The organism is Pseudomonas sp. URIL14HWK12:I12 (assembly GCF_003097135.1).
Classification (GTDB): Bacteria; Pseudomonadota; Gammaproteobacteria; order Pseudomonadales; family Pseudomonadaceae; genus Aquipseudomonas.
This window is the reverse complement of the sequence record NZ_QEQL01000001.1, coordinates 1,166,588-1,184,313: the sequence shown is the minus strand read 5'-3', so window position 1 is coordinate 1,184,313 and position 17,726 is coordinate 1,166,588. Positions and strand designations below refer to the sequence as shown.

At 65.8% G+C, this 17,726-nt stretch carries 14 protein-coding genes; 11 read left to right on the top strand and 3 right to left on the bottom strand.

The genetic code is table 11. From position 1 onward, the window contains the following. The first annotated feature begins 91 nt into the window (after positions 1-91). From kdpF to F474_RS05500, 6 genes are all read left to right on the top strand, one after another. Positions 92-181, top strand: a complete 90-nt coding sequence (gene kdpF, locus F474_RS05525) for a K(+)-transporting ATPase subunit F (RefSeq protein ID WP_097083548.1) — start codon at positions 92-94, stop codon at positions 179-181. Between the two features lie 8 nt (positions 182-189). Further along, positions 190-1,881, top strand: a complete 1,692-nt coding sequence (kdpA, locus tag F474_RS05520; RefSeq protein WP_097083549.1) for a potassium-transporting ATPase subunit KdpA — start codon at positions 190-192, stop codon at positions 1,879-1,881. Positions 1,882-1,890: 9 nt separating this feature from the next. Beyond that, positions 1,891-3,948 (top strand): potassium-transporting ATPase subunit KdpB, encoded by a 2,058-nt coding sequence (gene kdpB / locus F474_RS05515; RefSeq protein ID WP_097083550.1) that lies wholly within the window; start codon positions 1,891-1,893, stop codon positions 3,946-3,948. Between the two features lie 10 nt (positions 3,949-3,958). Continuing rightward, a complete protein-coding gene (kdpC, locus tag F474_RS05510) occupies positions 3,959-4,516 on the top strand; it encodes a potassium-transporting ATPase subunit KdpC (protein ID WP_097083551.1) in 558 nt (185 codons plus the stop codon). 22 nt (positions 4,517-4,538) lie between these two features. Next, positions 4,539-7,157, top strand: coding sequence for a sensor histidine kinase KdpD (locus F474_RS05505; protein WP_097083552.1), 2,619 nt, complete (start codon positions 4,539-4,541; stop codon positions 7,155-7,157). A gap of 152 nt (positions 7,158-7,309) precedes the next feature. Beyond that, positions 7,310-8,542, top strand: coding sequence for an MFS transporter (locus F474_RS05500; protein WP_097083553.1), 1,233 nt, complete (start codon positions 7,310-7,312; stop codon positions 8,540-8,542). An 18-nt stretch (positions 8,543-8,560) separates the two neighbouring features. Here F474_RS05500 and F474_RS05495 read toward each other — a convergent pair whose 3' ends face one another. After that, positions 8,561-10,756 carry an OsmC domain/YcaO domain-containing protein gene (locus tag F474_RS05495; RefSeq protein WP_097083554.1) on the bottom strand — a complete coding sequence of 732 codons (2,196 nt, stop codon included), beginning with the start codon at positions 10,754-10,756 and terminating at the stop codon, positions 8,561-8,563. A gap of 140 nt (positions 10,757-10,896) precedes the next feature. Here F474_RS05495 and F474_RS05490 point away from each other — a divergent pair, with 140 nt between their 5' ends. Further along, entirely contained in the window at positions 10,897-11,292 is a 396-nt protein-coding gene (locus F474_RS05490; RefSeq protein WP_097083555.1) for an ester cyclase, read from the top strand. Here F474_RS05490 and F474_RS05485 read toward each other — a convergent pair. After that, the gene (locus tag F474_RS05485; protein ID WP_097083556.1) at positions 11,192-12,151 is read right to left on the bottom strand and encodes a DMT family transporter; all 960 of its coding nucleotides are present in this window, start codon (positions 12,149-12,151) and stop codon (positions 11,192-11,194) included. The genes F474_RS05490 and F474_RS05485 overlap by 101 nt on opposite strands. Before the next feature lie 97 nt (positions 12,152-12,248). On the opposite strand from F474_RS05485, the gene F474_RS05480 reads away from it, so the two are divergent. From F474_RS05480 to F474_RS05470, 3 genes are all read left to right on the top strand, one after another. Beyond that, complete coding sequence (locus F474_RS05480) at positions 12,249-13,094, top strand: LysR substrate-binding domain-containing protein (protein ID WP_097083557.1); 846 nt, start codon at positions 12,249-12,251, stop codon at positions 13,092-13,094. A gap of 286 nt (positions 13,095-13,380) precedes the next feature. Continuing rightward, positions 13,381-15,102 (top strand): ABC transporter permease subunit, encoded by a 1,722-nt coding sequence (locus F474_RS05475; RefSeq protein WP_097083558.1) that lies wholly within the window; start codon positions 13,381-13,383, stop codon positions 15,100-15,102. 11 nt (positions 15,103-15,113) lie between these two features. Continuing rightward, positions 15,114-16,394 carry a nitrate/sulfonate/bicarbonate ABC transporter ATP-binding protein gene (locus tag F474_RS05470; protein WP_097083559.1) on the top strand — a complete coding sequence of 427 codons (1,281 nt, stop codon included), beginning with the start codon at positions 15,114-15,116 and terminating at the stop codon, positions 16,392-16,394. A gap of 24 nt (positions 16,395-16,418) precedes the next feature. Here the strand turns inward: F474_RS05470 and F474_RS05465 are convergent, their stop codons facing one another. Further along, on the bottom strand, positions 16,419-17,321 hold the full coding sequence (locus F474_RS05465) for a LysR family transcriptional regulator (protein ID WP_097083560.1): 903 nt from the start codon (positions 17,319-17,321) through the stop codon (positions 16,419-16,421). 115 nt (positions 17,322-17,436) lie between these two features. Here F474_RS05465 and F474_RS05460 point away from each other — a divergent pair, with 115 nt between their 5' ends. Further along, complete coding sequence (locus F474_RS05460) at positions 17,437-17,676, top strand: DUF2798 domain-containing protein (RefSeq protein WP_097083561.1); 240 nt, start codon at positions 17,437-17,439, stop codon at positions 17,674-17,676. Positions 17,677-17,726: the final 50 nt, after the last annotated feature.

Here is a 17,726-nt window from a genome sequence, read left to right as displayed (position 1 = left end):
TACGCGTAGGCCCTTTCTCGGCATCGCTCCTTTACGCGCCCTTGCCTGAAGCTTTCCTCATTAACCGTTCCGGTACTGAGGAGTTATCGCAATGAGCATCACCCAAGGGGTTTCACTGCTGCTGGCTGTGGGCCTGTTCGCTTACCTGCTGGTCGCGCTGCTGCGCGCCGACCGGGGATAGGAGCGACCATGTACAGCCATGACGTCTGGTTGATTGTGTTGTTTTTGGCCCTGGTGGTGCTTCCTGCACCGCTGTTGGGCCGTTTTTATTACCGCGTAATGGAAGGTGAGCGAACCTGGCTGCACCCGCTGCTGGGCGGCGTGGAGCGGGGGTGCTATCGCCTGGCGGGGGTCGACCCCCACCAGGAGCAGGGCTGGAAGCATTACGCGCTGGCGCTGCTGGCCTTCAACTTCGCAGGGTTCGTGGTGCTGTTCGCGATCCTGATCGGGCAGGGCGCTTTGCCGCTGAACCCTCAGGGCCTGCCGGGGCTCAATGCATCGCTGGCGTTCAACACGGCAGTGAGTTTCGTCACCAACACCAACTGGCAGGCTTACAGCGGTGAGGCGACGCTGAGTTACTTCAGCCAGATGGTCGGCCTCACCGTGCAGAACTTCGTCAGCGCCGCCACCGGCATTGCCGTGTTGGTGGCGCTGAGCCGCGGGATCGCGCGGCGCTCGGCGAGCACGGTCGGCAACTTCTGGGCCGATGTCACTCGCGCCACCCTCTACGGCTTGTTGCCCTTGTGCTTGGTGCTGGCCCTGGTGCTGGTGTGGCAGGGCGTGCCGCAAACCTTCGCTGCCTACGTTGATGCACACACGCTGCAGGGCGCCGACCAAAGCTTGCCGTTGGGGCCGGTGGCGAGCCAGGTGGCGATCAAACAACTGGGCACCAATGGCGGTGGCTTCTTCGGCGTGAACTCGGCGCACCCGTTCGAGAACCCTACCGCCTGGAGCAACCTGCTGGAGCTGGTGGCGATTCTCAGCATCCCGGCGGCCTTGGTGTTCACCTACGGGCATTACGTGAAGGACCTGCGCCAGAGCCGCGCGATTTTCGCCTCGATGCTGGTGGTGCTGCTGTTCGGCGGTGCGCTGGCGCTATGGGCCGAGTATCAGCCGATGGCCAGCCTGCCGGGCGCGCTGGCCCAGGCGGCGCCCCTCGAAGGCAAGGAAACGCGCTTCGGCACCACGGCCACCACGCTGTGGGCGGTGGTCACCACAGCAGCCTCCAACGGCTCGGTCAATGGCATGCACGACAGCCTCAACCCCCTCACCGGCATGGTCGCGATGGTGAACATGATGCTCGGCGAGGTGATCTTCGGCGGCGTCGGCTCGGGCCTGTACGGCATGTTGCTGTTTGTGCTGATCGCGGTCTTCCTGGCGGGCCTGATGATCGGCCGCACCCCGGAGTACCTGGGCAAGAAGCTGGTTGCCCACGACGTCAAACTGTTGGTAGCCACCTTGCTGGTGATGCCGGTGGGCGTGCTGGTGCTCAGTGCGATCGCCGCGTGCCTGCCGAGCACGGCTCAAGCGCTGGGCAACCCTGGCGCGCACGGCTTCAGCGAGCTGTTGTATGCCTACACCTCGGCCAGTGCCAACAACGGCTCGGCGTTTGGCGGCTTCAGTGCCAACACCGATTTCCATAACGTCATGCTGGGGCTGGGCATGCTGCTGGGTCGCTTCGGCTACATCCTGCCGGTGCTGGCGCTGGCCGGCAGCATGGCGGCGAAAAAGGCCCTGCCGGTAGGCCCCAACAGTTTTCCCACCCATGGCCTGCTGTTCGTCGTGCTGCTGACGGCCACCGTGCTGGTAGTGGGCGGCTTGACCTTCCTGCCCACCCTTGCGCTGGGCCCGATCGCCGATCAACTGAGCAGCGGGTTCTGAGGACCGATCATGAACATGCCTGTCAAAGAGTCCCCTGCAGTGGCGCACGCCGCCGCTGCGCCTACCAGCTTGCTGGCGCTGTGGCGCCCGGCCCTGGTGCAAGCCTTCGTCAAGCTCGACCCGCGCCAGCTCAAGCGCTCGCCGGTGATGCTGGTGGTGGCGCTCACCGCGGTGCTCACCACCGTGCTGTGCTTGCTGCCCAATGCCGAGGTGCCCCTGGCCACGGGCCTGCAGATTGCGCTGTGGCTGTGGTTCACCGTGCTGTTTGCCAACTTCGCCGAGGCCCTCGCCGAGGGCCGGGGCAAGGCCCGCGCCGACAGCCTGCGGGCCGGCAGTGTGGACCTTGTGGCGCGCCGCCGCGAACCCGATGGCCGTTTTAAGGAGGTGCCGGCCAGCAGCTTGAGGCTGGGCGATGTGGTACGCGTGGAAGCCGGGGAGATGATTCCGGGCGACGGCGAGGTGCTCGAAGGCATCGCGGCAGTCGATGAAGCGGCCATCACGGGCGAGTCGGCGCCGGTGATTCGCGAATCCGGCGGCGACCGCTCTGCGGTCACCGGCAATACCCGCCTGGTGTCGGACTGGCTGCTGGTGCGCATCAGCGCCAACCCGGGCGATTCGACCCTGGACCGCATGATCGCTCTGGTCGAAGGTGCGCGCCGGCAAAAGACGCCCAACGAAATCGCGCTGGATATCCTGCTGATCGGCATGACCCTGATCTTCCTGCTGGTGGTGGTCACACTGCAGCCGTTCGCAGCCTTTGCAGGGGGCAACCTGCCGGTGGTGTTTCTGGTGGCGCTGTTGGTCACGCTGATTCCCACCACCATCGGCGGGCTGCTGTCGGCCATCGGTATCGCCGGCATGGACCGCCTGGTGCGGTTGAACGTGATCGCCAAGTCCGGGCGTGCAGTGGAAGCGGCGGGCGACGTGCATGTGCTGCTGCTGGACAAAACCGGCACTATCACCTTCGGCAACCGCCGCTGCACGGCATTGCTTGCAGCCCCAGGCGTGACCAAGGCCGAGACCGCCGACGCTGCTTTGTTGGCGTCCCTGGCCGATGACACCGCCGAGGGCAAGTCGGTGGTCGACTACGTGCAGCGCCTGGGCGGCATGAGCAAGCCGGTGCTTGCTGACGCGCAAGCGGTGCCGTTCAGCGCCGAGACCCGCCTGTCCGGGCTCGACTACCAGGGCCGGCACTACCGCAAGGGCGCGGTAGACGCCTTGCTCGGCTTCATCGGCCGCACCCGTGCCGACCTGCCGCCGGCCTTGGCCCGCGAACTCGAACGCATTGCCCAAGGCGGTGGCACGCCGCTGCTGGTGGCCTGCGATGATCGTTTGATCGGCGCCATCGAGCTGACCGATGTGGTCAAGCCAGGCATTCGCGAGCGCTTCGATGAGCTGCGCAAGATGGGCATCCGTACCGTGATGGTCACCGGGGACAACCCGCTGACCGCCGCAGCCATCGCCGCCCAGGCGGGGGTGGATGACGTGATCGCCGAGGCCACGCCACAAAAGAAACTCGAGCGCATTCGCCAGGAACAGGCGCAAGGGCGGCTGGTGGCCATGTGCGGCGATGGTGCCAACGATGCGCCGGCGCTGGCCCAGGCGGATGTGGGTGTGGCAATGAACGAAGGCACCCAGGCTGCGCGCGAGGCGGCCAACATGGTCGACCTCGACAGCGACCCGACCAAGCTGCTGGATGTGGTGCGCATCGGCAAGGAGCTGCTGGTCACCCGGGGCGCGCTCACCACCTTTTCCGTGGCCAACGATGTGGCCAAGTACTTCGCTATCCTGCCGGCGCTGTTCGCCAGCATCTACCCGCAACTGGGGCTGCTCAACATCATGCACCTGCAAAGCCCGCAGAGTGCGATCGTCTCGGCCATCGTCTTCAATGCGCTGATCATCATCGCGCTGATCCCGCTGGCCCTGCGCGGCGTGCGCGTGCAAGCCCGAGATGCGGCCAGCCTGCTGCGCCGCAACCTGTTGATCTACGGCCTGGGTGGGGTGGTGGTGCCGTTCATTGGCATCAAGGCCATCGACATGCTGCTCACTGCCTTGCACCTGGTTTGAGGAATTGCCCATGAACACGATTATCCGCCCTGCGCTTACCTTGCTCGCCGCACTCACCCTGGTCACTGGGGTGGCCTACCCGCTGGCGGTGACCGCCGTGGCCAAGGTGGCCTTCCCGGCCCAGGCCGGCGGCAGCCTGGTGCGCGATGCCAGTGGGCAGGTGCAAGGCTCTGCCCTGATCGCCCAGCCCTTCGAGGGCGACCGCTGGTTCCAGCCACGCCCTTCGGCCGGAGCGTTCGCCACCGTAGCCAGCTCGGCGAGCAACCTGGCGCCCACCAACCCCGCCCTGGCCAAGCGCATCGAGGCCGATGCCGCAAGGTTGAGTGGGCAGGGCCAGGGGCCGGTGCCGCTGGCCTTGCTGACCACCTCGGGCAGCGGCCTTGACCCAGACCTACCGCCGGACGCTGCGCTGTGGCAGGTTAAGCGCGTCGCCGCCGCGCGCGGCCTCGACCCGGCGCGAGTCAGCGACCTGGTCCAGAGCCAGGTTCATGCCCCGCTGATCGGGCCGCCGACGGTCAATGTGCTGGCCTTGAACCGGGGCCTTGAGCAATTGCAAGCCGCACCGTAGCCGGTGCCTGAGAGGATGATCCATGAGTGATGCCGCCCGCGCCGATGCCTTGCTGGCTGCCCTGCCTGACGGGCGTGGGCGGTTGAAAGTGTATCTGGGGGCCTGCGCCGGGGTGGGCAAGACCTGCGCCATGTTGCGCGGTGCCCAGGCCTTGCAGCGCCAAGGGGTCAAGCTGCTGGCAGCGGTGGTGCACACCCATGGCCGTGCCGACACCGAAGCCCTGCTGGTCGGGTTACCTCGCCAGCCCTTGGCGCGCCTGGCCTATCGTGGCCAGGTGCTCGAGGCCATGGACTTGGACGCCGTGCTGGCGGCGCGCCCGGCGGTGGCACTGGTTGACGAGCTGGCCCACAGCAACGCACCCGGCAGCCGCCATGCCAAGCGCTGGCAGGACGTGCAGGAGCTGCTCGCAGCAGGCATCGACGTGCACACCACGGTCAACGTGCAGCACCTGGAAAGCCTCAACGACCAAGTGCACGGCATCACCGGCGTGCGGGTGCGCGAAACCGTGCCGGACTGGGTCGTGTTGGAAGCCCATGAGCTGGTGCTGATCGACTTGCCACCGCGTGATCTGCTCGAACGCTTGCGCGAGGGCAAGGTGTACATGCCCGAGCAGGCGCGCGCGGCGATCGAAGCGTTCTTCGTGCCCACGCACCTGGCAGCCTTGCGTGAGCTGGCCATGCAGACGGCCGCCGCGCAGGTCGAAGGTGACCTGGCCCAGGACTACCGCGAGCAAGGCCTGGCGATGCCGGCGTTGCGCGGCCGGCTGTTGGTTGCGGTGCAGGGCGATGACCAGGCCGAGCGGCTGGTGCGCCATGCCTGCCGGGTAGCGGAGCGGCGCCACCTGCCGTGGTCGGTGGTGCATGTCGACACCGGCGCCCTGCAGGACGAGCTCGCCCGCCAACGCTTGCAGGCTGCTCAACAACTGGCCGAGCGCCTGGGCGGTGAGGTGGTGGTGCTGCGCTCCACCGATGTGGCCGGCACGTTGCGCTGGCACGCCGCGCAACGCCGCGCCAGTGTGTTGCTGCTTTCGGCCAGCCGGGCACGGCGGTGGCGGCCCGGTGTCGCTCACCGCCTGTTGGGCAAGTTACCCGGCGTTGAGGTGTCGGTGTTGGCCCGCGACGGTGCCGGCGATACCGCCCGGCGGCGGCTGCGCCTGGCCAGCCAGCCGTGGCACTACTTGCTGGCGGTAGGGGTGCCGGCACTGATGGCAGCCCTGTCTTGGGGTGTGTCGCACTGGCTGGTATTGCCCAATATCTCGTTGGTGCTGCTGGCTGGCGTGCTAGTGGTGGCGGTGCGCGGCGGGCTCGGCCCGGCGTTGGTGAGCGCGGGGCTGTCGTTCGTGCTCTATGACTTCCTGTTCATCGAGCCGCTTTTTTCCCTGAGCATCGACCTGCGCGAAGACCTCCTGACGTTGCTGTTCTTTCTGTTCATGGCGGTGCTGACCGGCAACCTGGCCACGGCGCAGCGTCGCCATTTGCATGCGTTGCGTGACACCCAGGCCCAGACCGCCGAATTGCTGGGCCTGTCCCAGCGCCTGGCGGCGGCCAGCGATCACGAGGCGGTGCTCGACGCCGCCCGCCGTCATTTCGAAAGCTGGGGCGATATTCCGGCGTCGGTGCATGAACGTGATGCCGAAGGGCGCCTGAGCCTGCCGGCCGGTGCCGGCGAAATGGAGCGCGCTGCGGCCGAGTGGGCCTGGCAGCACGGCCAGCCAGCAGGCGTTGGCACCGGTACCCTGCCGGCCAGCCAGGCCTGGTGGTGGCCGCTGGTGGGTGAACAGGGCACGTTGGGCCTGGTGGCGCTGTGGCCCTCCGGCGAAGCCCCGACCCTGGGCGCGCGCCGGCGCCTGGTGATGGCGCTGGCGCAGCCCTTGAGCCAGGCCCTGGCCCGGGCACGGCTGGCGCAGGAGCTTGAAGCCGTGCGCTTGCGCGGTGAAACCGAAGAGCTGCGCAGCGCCTTGCTGGCGTCGGTCTCTCACGACCTGCGTACGCCCCTCACAGCCATGCGCGGTAGCATCGAAAGCCTGCAGGCGCTCGGCGATGCCCTCAGCCCCGCCGACCAGGCCGAGTTGCTCGAAGGGACGCGCCTGGAATGCGAACGGCTGGACCGCTACATCCAGAACCTGCTCGACATGACCCGCATGGGCCACGGCACCCTGAGCCTGGCGCGCGACTGGGTCGCGCCGGCTGACATCGTCGGCTCTGCGTTGCAGCGCTTGCGTGCCGTGCTGGCCGGGCTACGCGTGCACGTGGAGGCGGGCCAGGGCCTGCCACTGCTGTGGGCCCACCCTGCATTGATCGAGCAGGCGCTGGTGAACGTGCTGGAGAACGCAGCGCGCTTTTCGCCCCCCGGTGGCTGCCTTCGAGTCTCGGCGTTCGAGGGCCAGGGTGAGCTGTGTTTGGCCGTGAGTGACGAAGGCCCCGGCATCCCGGCTGACGAAAGAGACAAGATTTTCGACATGTTCTACACCGCCGCCCGCGGCGACCGTGGGGGGCAGGGCACCGGGCTGGGCTTGTCGATCTGCCAGGCGATGGTGGGGGCCCATGGCGGGCGGGTGAGCGTGGCCGAAGGCGAGCAGGGCATAGGTACCCGCATCACGCTTCACCTGCCGCTGCACCCCCAGCCTGTGCTACCGGCCTGAAGGGGCTTTGCCGGTCCCGGTAGGGCTTTTGCAATATTTTGTAAAAATAATGGCGAATGCCTACAGCGCAACGGCACCGAGCCGGGTGCCGCCGGTCCAAGCTCCAGCGCCCGGCAGCCCGCCGCCGGCGGCCCCAGAAGACGGACACTCCCATGCCTGCCCACTCGCCTTCCGCTCGCGCACGTCACGCGCTCGATGCCCTGAACTTCACCCTGGCCGATGTGCGTGACGGCCTCGGGCCTTACTTGGCGATCTATCTGATTGCCGTGCGCGGGCCCCAGGAGGGCTGGAACGAAGCCACGGCCGGGCTGGTGATGACCTTGGCTGGCATCGCCGGCCTGGTGGCCCAGACCCCGGCCGGGGCGCTGATCGACCGCACCCGTGGCAAGCGCGGCCTGCTGCTGGCGGCGACGCTGGTAGTTACGCTGTGTTGCGTGACCCTCCCGTGGGTGAGCGATTTCTGGGTGGTGGCCACCACCCAGTCCCTGGCCCAGATTGCAGGTGCGGTCTTCGCGCCTGCGTTGGCGGCCATCACCCTGGGGATCGTCGGGGCCAAGCACTTCACCGGCCATATTGGCCGCAACGAGGGTTTCAACCACGCCGGCAACGCGTTTTCTGCCGCGTTGGCAGCAGGGCTTGCCTACCTGTTCGGCCCGTCGGTGGTGTTCTGGTTGATGGCAGGGCTGGCCGTGGCCTCGGTGCTGGCAATCTGGCGCCTGCCGGCGGACGAAATCGATGATGACCTGGCCCGGGGCATAGCCGCTGAGCAGCAGGATCACGCGCCGGTTTCTGCCTGGCAGGCCTTGCTGTCCAACCGCAAATTGATGCTGCTGGCCGTGCTCGCCGCGCTGTTTCACCTGGCCAATGCCGCCATGCTCACTTCGGTGGGCCAGCAACTGACGCATATTGTCGGGAAATCCAGCGCCACGTCACTGATCGCCCTGTGCATCGTGGCAGCGCAGTGCGTGATGGTACCGGTGGCCATTGCGGTGGGCCGTTGCGCCGACCGGGTGGGGCGCAAGCCGATCTTCCTGCTGGCCTTCGCCATCCTGGCCTTGCGCGGCGGGCTTTACACACTGTCGCCTAACCCGTGGTACCTGGTCGCGGTGCAATGCCTGGACGGTGTGGGTGCCGGCATCTATGGCGCGCTGATGCCGGTGGTGATCTCCGACCTGACCCACGGCAGCGGCCGTTTCAACGTCAGCCAAGGCGCGATCGCTACCGCCCAGGGCCTGGGCGCGGCGCTCAGCGCCAGTTTGGCGGGCCTGATCATCGTAGGCGTGGGGTACGAGGCGGCGTTCCTGGCACTGGCTGCGGTGGCGGTGGTGGGCGGGTTGCTGTATGCCTGGCGGATGCCGGAAACAGCCCCGGCAAACGCTGGTTGAATCGGGCCAGGCGAGGGCTCAGCGAGCCGCCTGAGCCCTCGCCTGGTGCAGTTTCTTGTAGCTTTCCACCAGCCGCTGGTGCCGCTCGAGCCCTTCCAGGTTCAGGCTGGTGGGCGTAAGGCCGAAGAACCGCACCTCGCCCCGCACCGAACCGATCGCCGCTTCCATTCGCGCCTGGCCGAACATCCGGCCGAAATTGCCTTCGTAATCGGCCAGGTCCAGATCGCTATCGAGCTCGACCTCCAGCACGACGTTCACTGCCTGGTAAAACAGCCCGCGCTCGACGGTGTTGTCATTGAATTGAAGGAACATCTCCACCTGCTCCTTGGCCTCGTCATGGTTGCGCAGCGCCAGGTTGATCAACAGCTTCAACTCCAGAATCGTCAGCTGGCCCCATACGGTGTTGTCGTCGAACTCGATGCCGATCAACGTTGAGATGTCGGTGTATTCATCCAGCTCGCTCTCCTCCAGGCGCTTGGCCAGGGCCGCCAGCGCCTTGTCGCTCAAGCGGTGCAGGTTGAGGATGTCTTCACGAAAGAAAAGCGCCTTGTTGGTGTTGTCCCAGATCAGGTCCTCGACCGGGTAGATTTCCGAATAGCCCGGCACCAGGATGCGGCAGGCGTGAGCACCGAGCTGATCGTAGGTGGCCATGTACACCTCCTTGCCCAGGTCGTCGAGCAAGCCGAACAGCGTCGCGGCTTCCTCGGCGCTGGCGTTTTCGCCTTCGCTGGAGAAATCCCACTCCACGAACGCATGGTCGGCCTTGGCACTGAAAAAGCGCCACGACACCACGCCGCTGGAGTCGATGAAGTGCTCGACGAAGTTGTTCGGCTCGGTCACGGCGTGGTAGTCGAAGGTCGGCTGCGGCAGGTCGTTCAACCCCTCGAAGCTGCGGCCCTGCAACAGCTCGGTGAGGCTGCGCTCCAGCGCCACTTCAAGGCGAGGGTGGGCGCCGAAGGAGGCGAATACCCCACCGGTGCGCGGGTTCATCAAGGTCACGCACATCACCGGGAACTGGCCACCGAGGGAGGCATCCTTGACCAGCACCGGGAAGCCCTGGGCCTCGAGCCCTTCGATGCCGGCCACGATGCTGGGGTATTTGGCCAGCACCTGCTGTGGCACGTCCGGCAGGGCGATCTCGCCCTCGATGATCTCTCGCTTGACCGCGCGCTCGAAAATCTCCGACAGGCACTGCACCTGCGCTTCGGCCAGGGTGTTGCCGGCGCTCATGCCGTTGCTCAGGAACAGGTTTTCGATCAGGTTCGAGGGGAAATACACCACCTCGCCGTCACGCTGGCGCACGTAGGGCAGCGAGCAGATGCCGCGCGCTTCGTTGCCCGAGTTGGTGTCGAACAGGTGCGAGCCACGCAGCTCACCGTCGGGGTTGTAGATGGCCAGGCAGTGCGCGTCGAGGATCTCGGCCGGCAGCTCATCATTGGGCCCGGGCTGGAACCAGCGTTCGTTGGGGTAATGCACGAACTCGGCGTTGGCCAGTTCCTGCCCCCAGAACTGGTCGTTGTAGAAGAAGTTGCAGTTCAGCCGCTCGATGAACTCGCCCAATGCCGAGGCCAGTGCACTTTCCTTGGTAGCGCCCTTGCCATTGGTGAAGCACATCGGCGATTGCGCGTCGCGAATGTGCAGCGACCAGACATTGGGCACGATGTTGCGCCAGGAGGCGATTTCGATCTTCATGCCCAGCCCGGCGAGGATACCGGACATGTTGGCGATGGTTTGCTCCAGCGGCAGGTCCTTGCCCAGAATGCGCGTCGCTGCGCCTGCGGCGGTGCTGGGCATCAGCAATGCCTGGGCATCGGCATCGAGGTTCTCGACCTCTTCGATGATGAACTCGGGGCCGGCTTGCACCACCTTCTTCACTGTGCAGCGGTCGATCGAGCGCAGGATGCCCTGGCGGTCTTTCTCGGAAATATCGGCGGGCAACTCGACCTGGATCTTGAAGATCTGCTGGTAGCGGTTTTCCGGGTCGACGATGTTGTTCTGCGACAAGCGAATGTTGTCGGTAGCAATGTTGCGGGTCTGGCAATAGAGCTTGACGAAATAGGCCGCACACAGCGCCGAGGACGCCAGGAAATAGTCGAACGGCCCCGGCGCCGAGCCGTCGCCCTTGTAGCGGATCGGTTGGTCGGCCACCACGGTGAAGTCGTCGAACTTGGCCTCAAGGCGCAGGTTGTCGAGAAAATTGACTTTGATTTCCATGAGGCATTACCCAAGAGCTGGCACTGTGAAGGGCCGCCATTATCCGGGTTTTTGGGGTGAAGTCTTGCGATTTCGGGCCGGTGGGAAGGTGTACGGCGCAGGCTTGGCTACACTGTGCCGTTTCGATATCGGAGCGTGTGATGCCAAACAGTGCGCTGAAGGTGCGTTACCAGCAGTACCTCGATTGCCTCAACGCCCAGGCCTGGGAGCGGTTGGGAGATTTCGTCGCGCAGGCGGTGGTGTACAACGGTGAATGCATTGGGCTGGCGGGTTACCGCGCCATGCTCGAGCGTGACTACCAGACCATCCCCGACCTGCGGTTCGTCAGCGACCTGCTGCTGGCCGAACCGCCCTGGATAGCTTGCCGGTTGGTGTTCGATTGCTCGCCTCGAGGGTCGTTTCTGGGCCTCGAAACCCATGGCGAGCGCATCACGTTCAGCGAGCAGGTGTTCTATCGCTTCGAGCAGGGCAAGATCGTGCAGGTGCAGTCGTTGATCGACGAGGCCGCGGTGCGCCGCGCGGTTGCTCAGCCCTGACCACCACCAGCACCCCCAGCAGGCAGAGGCCTGCGCCCAGTGCTATCAGCCAGGACAGCGGTTCGCCGAACATCGCCCATGCCCACAGCAGCGTCACCGCCGGGCTCAGGTACAGCACGCTGGCTACCCGGGTGGGCGAGCTGCGGCGCAGGCATAGCCAGTAAAGCCCGTAGCCGCCCAGGCTGGCCGGCAGGGCAGTCCACAGCACGCTGGCGGCGAAGCCCGCCGAGCGTATCGGCGCAAGGCTGCCTTCCAGGCTGGCCAAAACCGCGAACACCACGCACGACCCGGCGCAGTGCAACCAGAGGGTGGCCACCAAAGGCATCGCAGAGGCCGCAGCCGAGTGCTTTTGCCAGAGCGTGGCCACCGCCAGCGACAACATGCCGAGCAGCGGCAGGGCATAGGCGTAACCGGGTGCATTGCCAAGGCTCAGGGCGTTGGCAGTGACGATCAGCACACCGGCCAGGCCCACTAGCAGGCCGCCCCAAGCCCGCCAGCCGAGCCGTTGGGCCAGCGCAGTGGCCGATAGCAGCGCAACGCCCAGGGGCAGCAGGTCGGCTACCAGTGCTGCCAGGCCGGCCGGCACGCCCAGCGCAATGCCCTGCACCACACCGGCGAGATAGCCGCCCATGGCCAGCAGCCCGCTGCCGGCGGTGTGCAGCCACGCCTGCGGCGAAGCCTGCCGTAGTGGCCGCCAGGCCCACGGCAGCAGCACCAACGCCACCAGCAGGCAGCGCCAGAACACCACCAGCATCGCCGGCGCCTGGTCGATCGAGAAGCGCGCGCCGATGAAGCCCGAGCTCCAGGCAACGATCAAGCCTGCTTCGAGCAGGGGCAGCGGAAGATTGCGCAGGTTCATGGGCAGCGGCTCATCGAAAATAGAGCCTCAGGCTACGAACCCCTGGCGATCTTAAAAATCAAAATTACCAACACAACTGATTCTGGATCATTGAATCATGGGCGCCATTCTTGATATCGACCTGTTACGCACCTTCCACACCATTGCCCGCAGTGGCCGCTTCAAATCGGCAGCGGAACAGTTGCATAAAAGCCCGGCGGCAATCAGCGTGCAGGTTCAGCGCCTGGAGGCGGTGGCCGGGGGGCGGCTGCTCGAGCGCAGCAACCAGAGCGTTGCCCTCACGCCATTGGGCTCGCGCCTGCTGGCAGCGACCACCGACCTGTTGCGCAACCACGACCGGGTGCTTGCCGACCTTCACGGCGAAGACCTGGCCGGGCACCTGCGCCTGGGTATCCCGGACGAATATGCCGAGCATGTGATCCGCGACATCCTTCCCGCCTTCACAGCCCAGCGCCCGAACCTGGTGCTGGAGGTTCAGACCGCGCCGAGCCTGGCGCTGCGTGAGCGCCTGGCGCGGGGTGCGCTGGACCTCGCCGTGGTGGCCCAGGCCAAGGGCGATGCGGGCAGGCACCAAGGCCTGCTGGCCAGCACCACACCGGTGTGGGTCGGTGCGCTGAACGGCCCTGGCGCCGATGCCGACCCGCTGCCATTGGCGCTTTACGGCCGCCACTGCCCTTACCGCCAGGCTATGTTCGAAGCCTTGGAAAACAGCGGCCGGCCCTGGCGCGTGGTGCTCGAAAGCGCCTCCAGCCAGGTGGTCAAAACCTGCGTGGAAGCGGGCTTGGCAGTCACGCTGCTGGACCGTGCCAGGGCCAGCGCGAGGATGCGTATTCTGAACGGCCTGCCGGCTGTGCCCGACCACGAGATCGTGTTGCTGGCCAGCCAGCGCGGGGCGCCTGTGGCGCAACTGGAGCAGGCTTTGACGCAGCACTTCAGGCTCTGATGAAGGCGATTTTCATCCTCTGAGTTTTTTGCCAAGTTGCACGGATTGACCCACCTGAAGGCCGGGCGTATAAAGCGCTCGCCTCCTTGTGAGGCACACCTATTCTTACGACGAGCGCCATGGACAGTATTCCCGGTAGCCGGCAACTCGCCTCCGTTGAGGCGGGTTGCCGGAACGACAGCCACGAACGACAGCGCCCTGCACGGGCCGGTCGGCCGCACCGCATGCCGGGTTGATGCCTGGGCGGCGCTCGCCGTTCCGGTTCGCCGGGCCGAGGTAGCGCCCAATGGCACCGTTTTTCAGTTTTTCACAACGCCCCCGAGGCACCGCCCCTAACCGCTGGGACTGGTTCCTGCTGCCGCTGGTGCTCGGCCTGCTGGTGCTCGCCGCCTACGGCGCGGCGCAGATGAGCCGGCCCTTCGTGGTCGGCGAGCCGTTGCCCATCTCCCTCGACCCCTGGCAATTGCCTTACTACCTGCTGCGCACCATGCTGCGGATGTTCACCGCACTGGGCGTGTCGCTGCTGTTCGCCTTCGCCTTTGCGGCGTTGGCCGCTAAGTATCGGGCGGCAGAAAAGGCCCTGATTCCCCTGTTGGACGTGCTGCAGTCGGTGCCGATCCTGGGCTTTCAGGCCATCGCCATCGCACCGTTCATTGCCCTGTTCCCGGGCAACCTGCTGGGTGTTGAGTGCGCGGCGGTATTCGCCATCTTCACCTCCCAGGCGTGGAACATGGCGCTGAGCCTTTACCAGTCGTTTCGCACCGTGCCGGCGGAGCTGTCGGAGGCTGCGCGGGTGTTCCGGCTGTCCGGCTGGCAGCGTTTCTGGCGCCTCGAGCTGCCCTTCGCGATGCCGGGGCTGCTGTGGAACATGATGATGTCGATGTCCGGCGGGTGGTTTTTTTTGGTCGCTGCCGAAGCCATCAGTGTCGCCGGGCAGGACATCAAGCTGCCCGGTATCGGCTCCTACATTGCCGTGGCCATCGACCAACGCGCCCTGGGCGCCATTGGCTGGGCCATCGCTGCGATGCTGGCGGGCATCCTGATCTACGACCAGCTGTTCTTCCGCCCGCTGCTGGCCTGGGCCGACCGTTTTCGTTTCGAAGATGCCCAGGGTGAAACCGCCCAGCGCTCCTGGCTGCTGGAGTGGGGCCGTCGCAGCCGCTGGCTGAGCGCCGCGAGCGCCTGGCTCTCGGCCGGGGCCCAGCGCGCCATGGGCGCCTTCCCCGCGCGCCACGACGGCCTGCACGTGCCGCGCCGGCAGTGGCAGCTGCCGCAGTGGTGGCCGCGGGCCTGGGATGGGCTGCTATTGATGCTGTGCCTGGCGATCTTCGTCGAGCTGGGGCTGTTCATTCACCAAACCGTCGGCTGGGCCGAGGCGGTGCATGTGATGGGCCTCGGGCTGGTCACTCTGGCGCGGGTGATGGTGCTGATCGCGCTGGCGTCACTGGTGTGGGTGCCGCTGTCGATCTGGATCGGCCTGCGCCCGCGCTACTCGCAGAAAGTGCAGGCGCTGGCGCAGTTTCTGGCAGCGTTCCCGGTGAACCTGCTGTTCCCGCTGGTGGTGGTGGGCCTGGTGCATTTCGACCTTTCGCCGAACCTGTGGCTGAGCCCGTTGATGGTGTTCGGCACCCAGTGGTACATCCTGTTCAACGTGGTGGCGGGCGCCGCCACCATCCCCTTCGAGCTGCGATTGGCGGCAGACAACCTTGGGCTGCGCGGCTGGCTCAAATGGAAGCGGGTCTACCTGCCCGCGGTGTTTCCCAGCTTCGTGACCGGCGCCATTACTGCAAGCGGTGGCTCGTGGAATGCCAGCATCGTGGCTGAATACGTCACTTGGGGCGACACCACCCTCCAGGCCACCGGCCTTGGCAGCTACATCAAGCAAATGACCGATGCCGGTGACTTTCACCGCATTGCGCTGGGCATCGGGGTGATGTGTATCTATGTGATGCTGCTCAATCGCTTTTTCTGGCGCCGGCTGTACCTGCGCGCCGAATCCCGCCGTTAAGGGGCGCTGCCATGGCTGTAGAAACGCTGATCGAACTGAACGCTGTCGACAAAGGCTTCAAGGCCAGCGACGGAACCCTGCGCACGGTGCTCGAGCAAGTGGAGCTGCGCTTGCATGATCGCGAGATCGTGGCGTTGCTCGGGCGTTCCGGCTCGGGCAAGTCGACGTTGCTGCGCATCATTGCAGGCCTGGTGGCCGCCGATAATGGAAAGGTGAGTTACCGCGGCCGGCCGGTGCATGGGCCGGTGGCGGGGGTAGCCATGGTGTTCCAGTCGTTCGCCTTGTTTCCATGGCTCACGGTGCAGCAGAACGTCGAGCTGGGCTTGGAGGCGCAGGGGGTGCCGGCGGCCGAGCGCGCGCGCAAGGCCGGCGAGGCCCTTGAGCTGATCGGCCTCTCCGGCTTCGGCGGGGCGCTGCCGCGCGAGCTCTCCGGCGGCATGCGCCAGCGGGTTGGCATTGCCCGGGCACTGGTGACCAACCCCGAAGTGCTGCTGATGGACGAGGCCTTCTCCGCGTTGGACGTGCTCACCGGCCAGACCCTGCGCGACGACATGCTGGAGCTGTGGGACGAGCAGCGCATCGACACCCGCAGCATTCTGGTGGTGTCGCACAACATCGAGGAGACGGTGATGATGGCTGATCGCATCGTGATCCTGTCCAGCGACCCGGGCCGGGTGCGGGCCCAATTGCGCATCGACCTGCCGCGCCCGCGCAACGCCGACTCCGAAGCCGTCAGAGCATTGGTGGCGCAGGTGTATGGGATGATGACCCAACCCTCGGGGGCTACGCCTTTGGCAGCGCCGGCACCGGCCTACCGCCTGCCCGATGCAGACGTCGAGCGCATGGAGGGGGTGCTGGACCTGCTGGCGGCTGCGCCTTTCAATGGTAAGGCCCGCCTGGCGCAACTGGCAGAGGAAACCGAGCTGGCCGATGAAGCCTTCCTGCCGATCTGTGAGGCCTTGGGTATTCTTGGCCTTGCGCACCTGGTGGACGGTGAGCTGCGCCTCGACCGCCAGGGGCAGCATTACGTCAAGGCCCGCCAGGCCCGCCGGCAGGACCTCTTCGCTCGCCAATGCCGTGGCCGGGTGCCAGTGATCAATTACGTCCTCGACGCCCTGCACGTTGCGCCCGACGGCGCTGTACCCGAAGCGAACGTACTGGCCCGGTTGGAAGAGGTGATGGACAGTGACGAGGCCGAGCGCGTGCTGAAGGTGGCGATCGAGTGGGGCCGGTACGCCGAGCTGTACGAGTACGACTTCCATACCCGGCAATTACGCTTGAGTCGTGAATAGGGGCCGGCAAGCGAGATAGAGGTATTACGCCGGCTGGCCTGCCTCTAGCTGCTCCTGAAGAAAGTCTATAAACGCCCGCACGCGCGCATTGAGGGCACTTCGGTCGCTCACGCATGCGTAGATCTGCATAGGCTCAGGTTGCTGGGTGCCGTCGAACACGGTCAGCAGCTCGCCGCGGCGTAGGTAGGGTTCGGCCACGAAACTGGCGAGCCGGGCGATCCCACCGCCGTTGGCAGCGATCTGCGCGATCATGTCCACGTCGTCGCAGATGAAAGCCGGGTTGATCTTGGCCTCGACGCGCTTGCCCTCGTGCACAAAACCCCACGGCAGGAAGCGGCCGTCGGTAGGGTAGCGGAACGCCAGGCAGGCATGTTCCTGAAGGTCGTTGAAGGTGCGGGGGGTGCCGGCGCGCGCCAGGTAGGCCGGGGCTGCGCAGAAGACGAACGGCCGGCTCACCAGGGGGAGGGCGATCAGCGGGTCGCTCAGCTGCGCGCCGATGCGCAGGCTCAGGTCAACGCCCTCTACGCGATGGTCAACGCGCCGGTCAGTACCGATCAGTTCGACTGCGATGCCTGGGTAGCGTTGGGCGAATGCTGGCATCAGCGGCGCCAGCACGTGGCGGCCGAACGCTGCGGTGCTGGCCACGCACAGGCGGCCCTGGGGCTGGCTGTGCGCGTTGGCTGCCTGGGCGGCGAGCGTGACTGCCTGGGGAATGTGCTGTGCCTGATCGTAGTAGCGCGCGCCGCTCTCGGTCAATGCGATGTGCCGGGTGGTGCGCGAGAGCAGGCGCACACCCAGGTGCGCTTCCAGTTTGGCCACATTCTGGCTCACTGCTGCCGGGCTCACGCCCAGCGCACGTGCCGCGGCGGCAATGCTGCCTGCCTCAACGACGCGGATGAACGTGTTGATCACGTTCAGCATGTCCATGTTCACCCCTGCATTCGTTAGTTTTATTTAAGTGTTAAACAAGTAGTGGCCGCCTACCGGTAGGCGGGCACTGCCATTAGCGTATTGCCTTGCCGACATTACCAGGACATTTGAAATGCCGAGATTGAAACTGCATTCCCGCGCTGCACCTTACGTTTTCGCCTTGTACATGGCCTGCATCATGGCCTTCTTGATGTGCCTGGTCATCACCTGGGCCGAATTTGGGCTGACCCATGACTATTTGGAAAATGTGTTGAGTGCTTATCGCATTGCAATGCCTGCGGCATTTTGCTGCGTGCTGATTGTGCGGCCGATCGTGGCCCGGTTAGTCGCTTGGACAGTGAACGCAGGGTAGGCTTGATTAATCTCAAATAAAGATTATCTTATTTCAAATGATCTTTATTA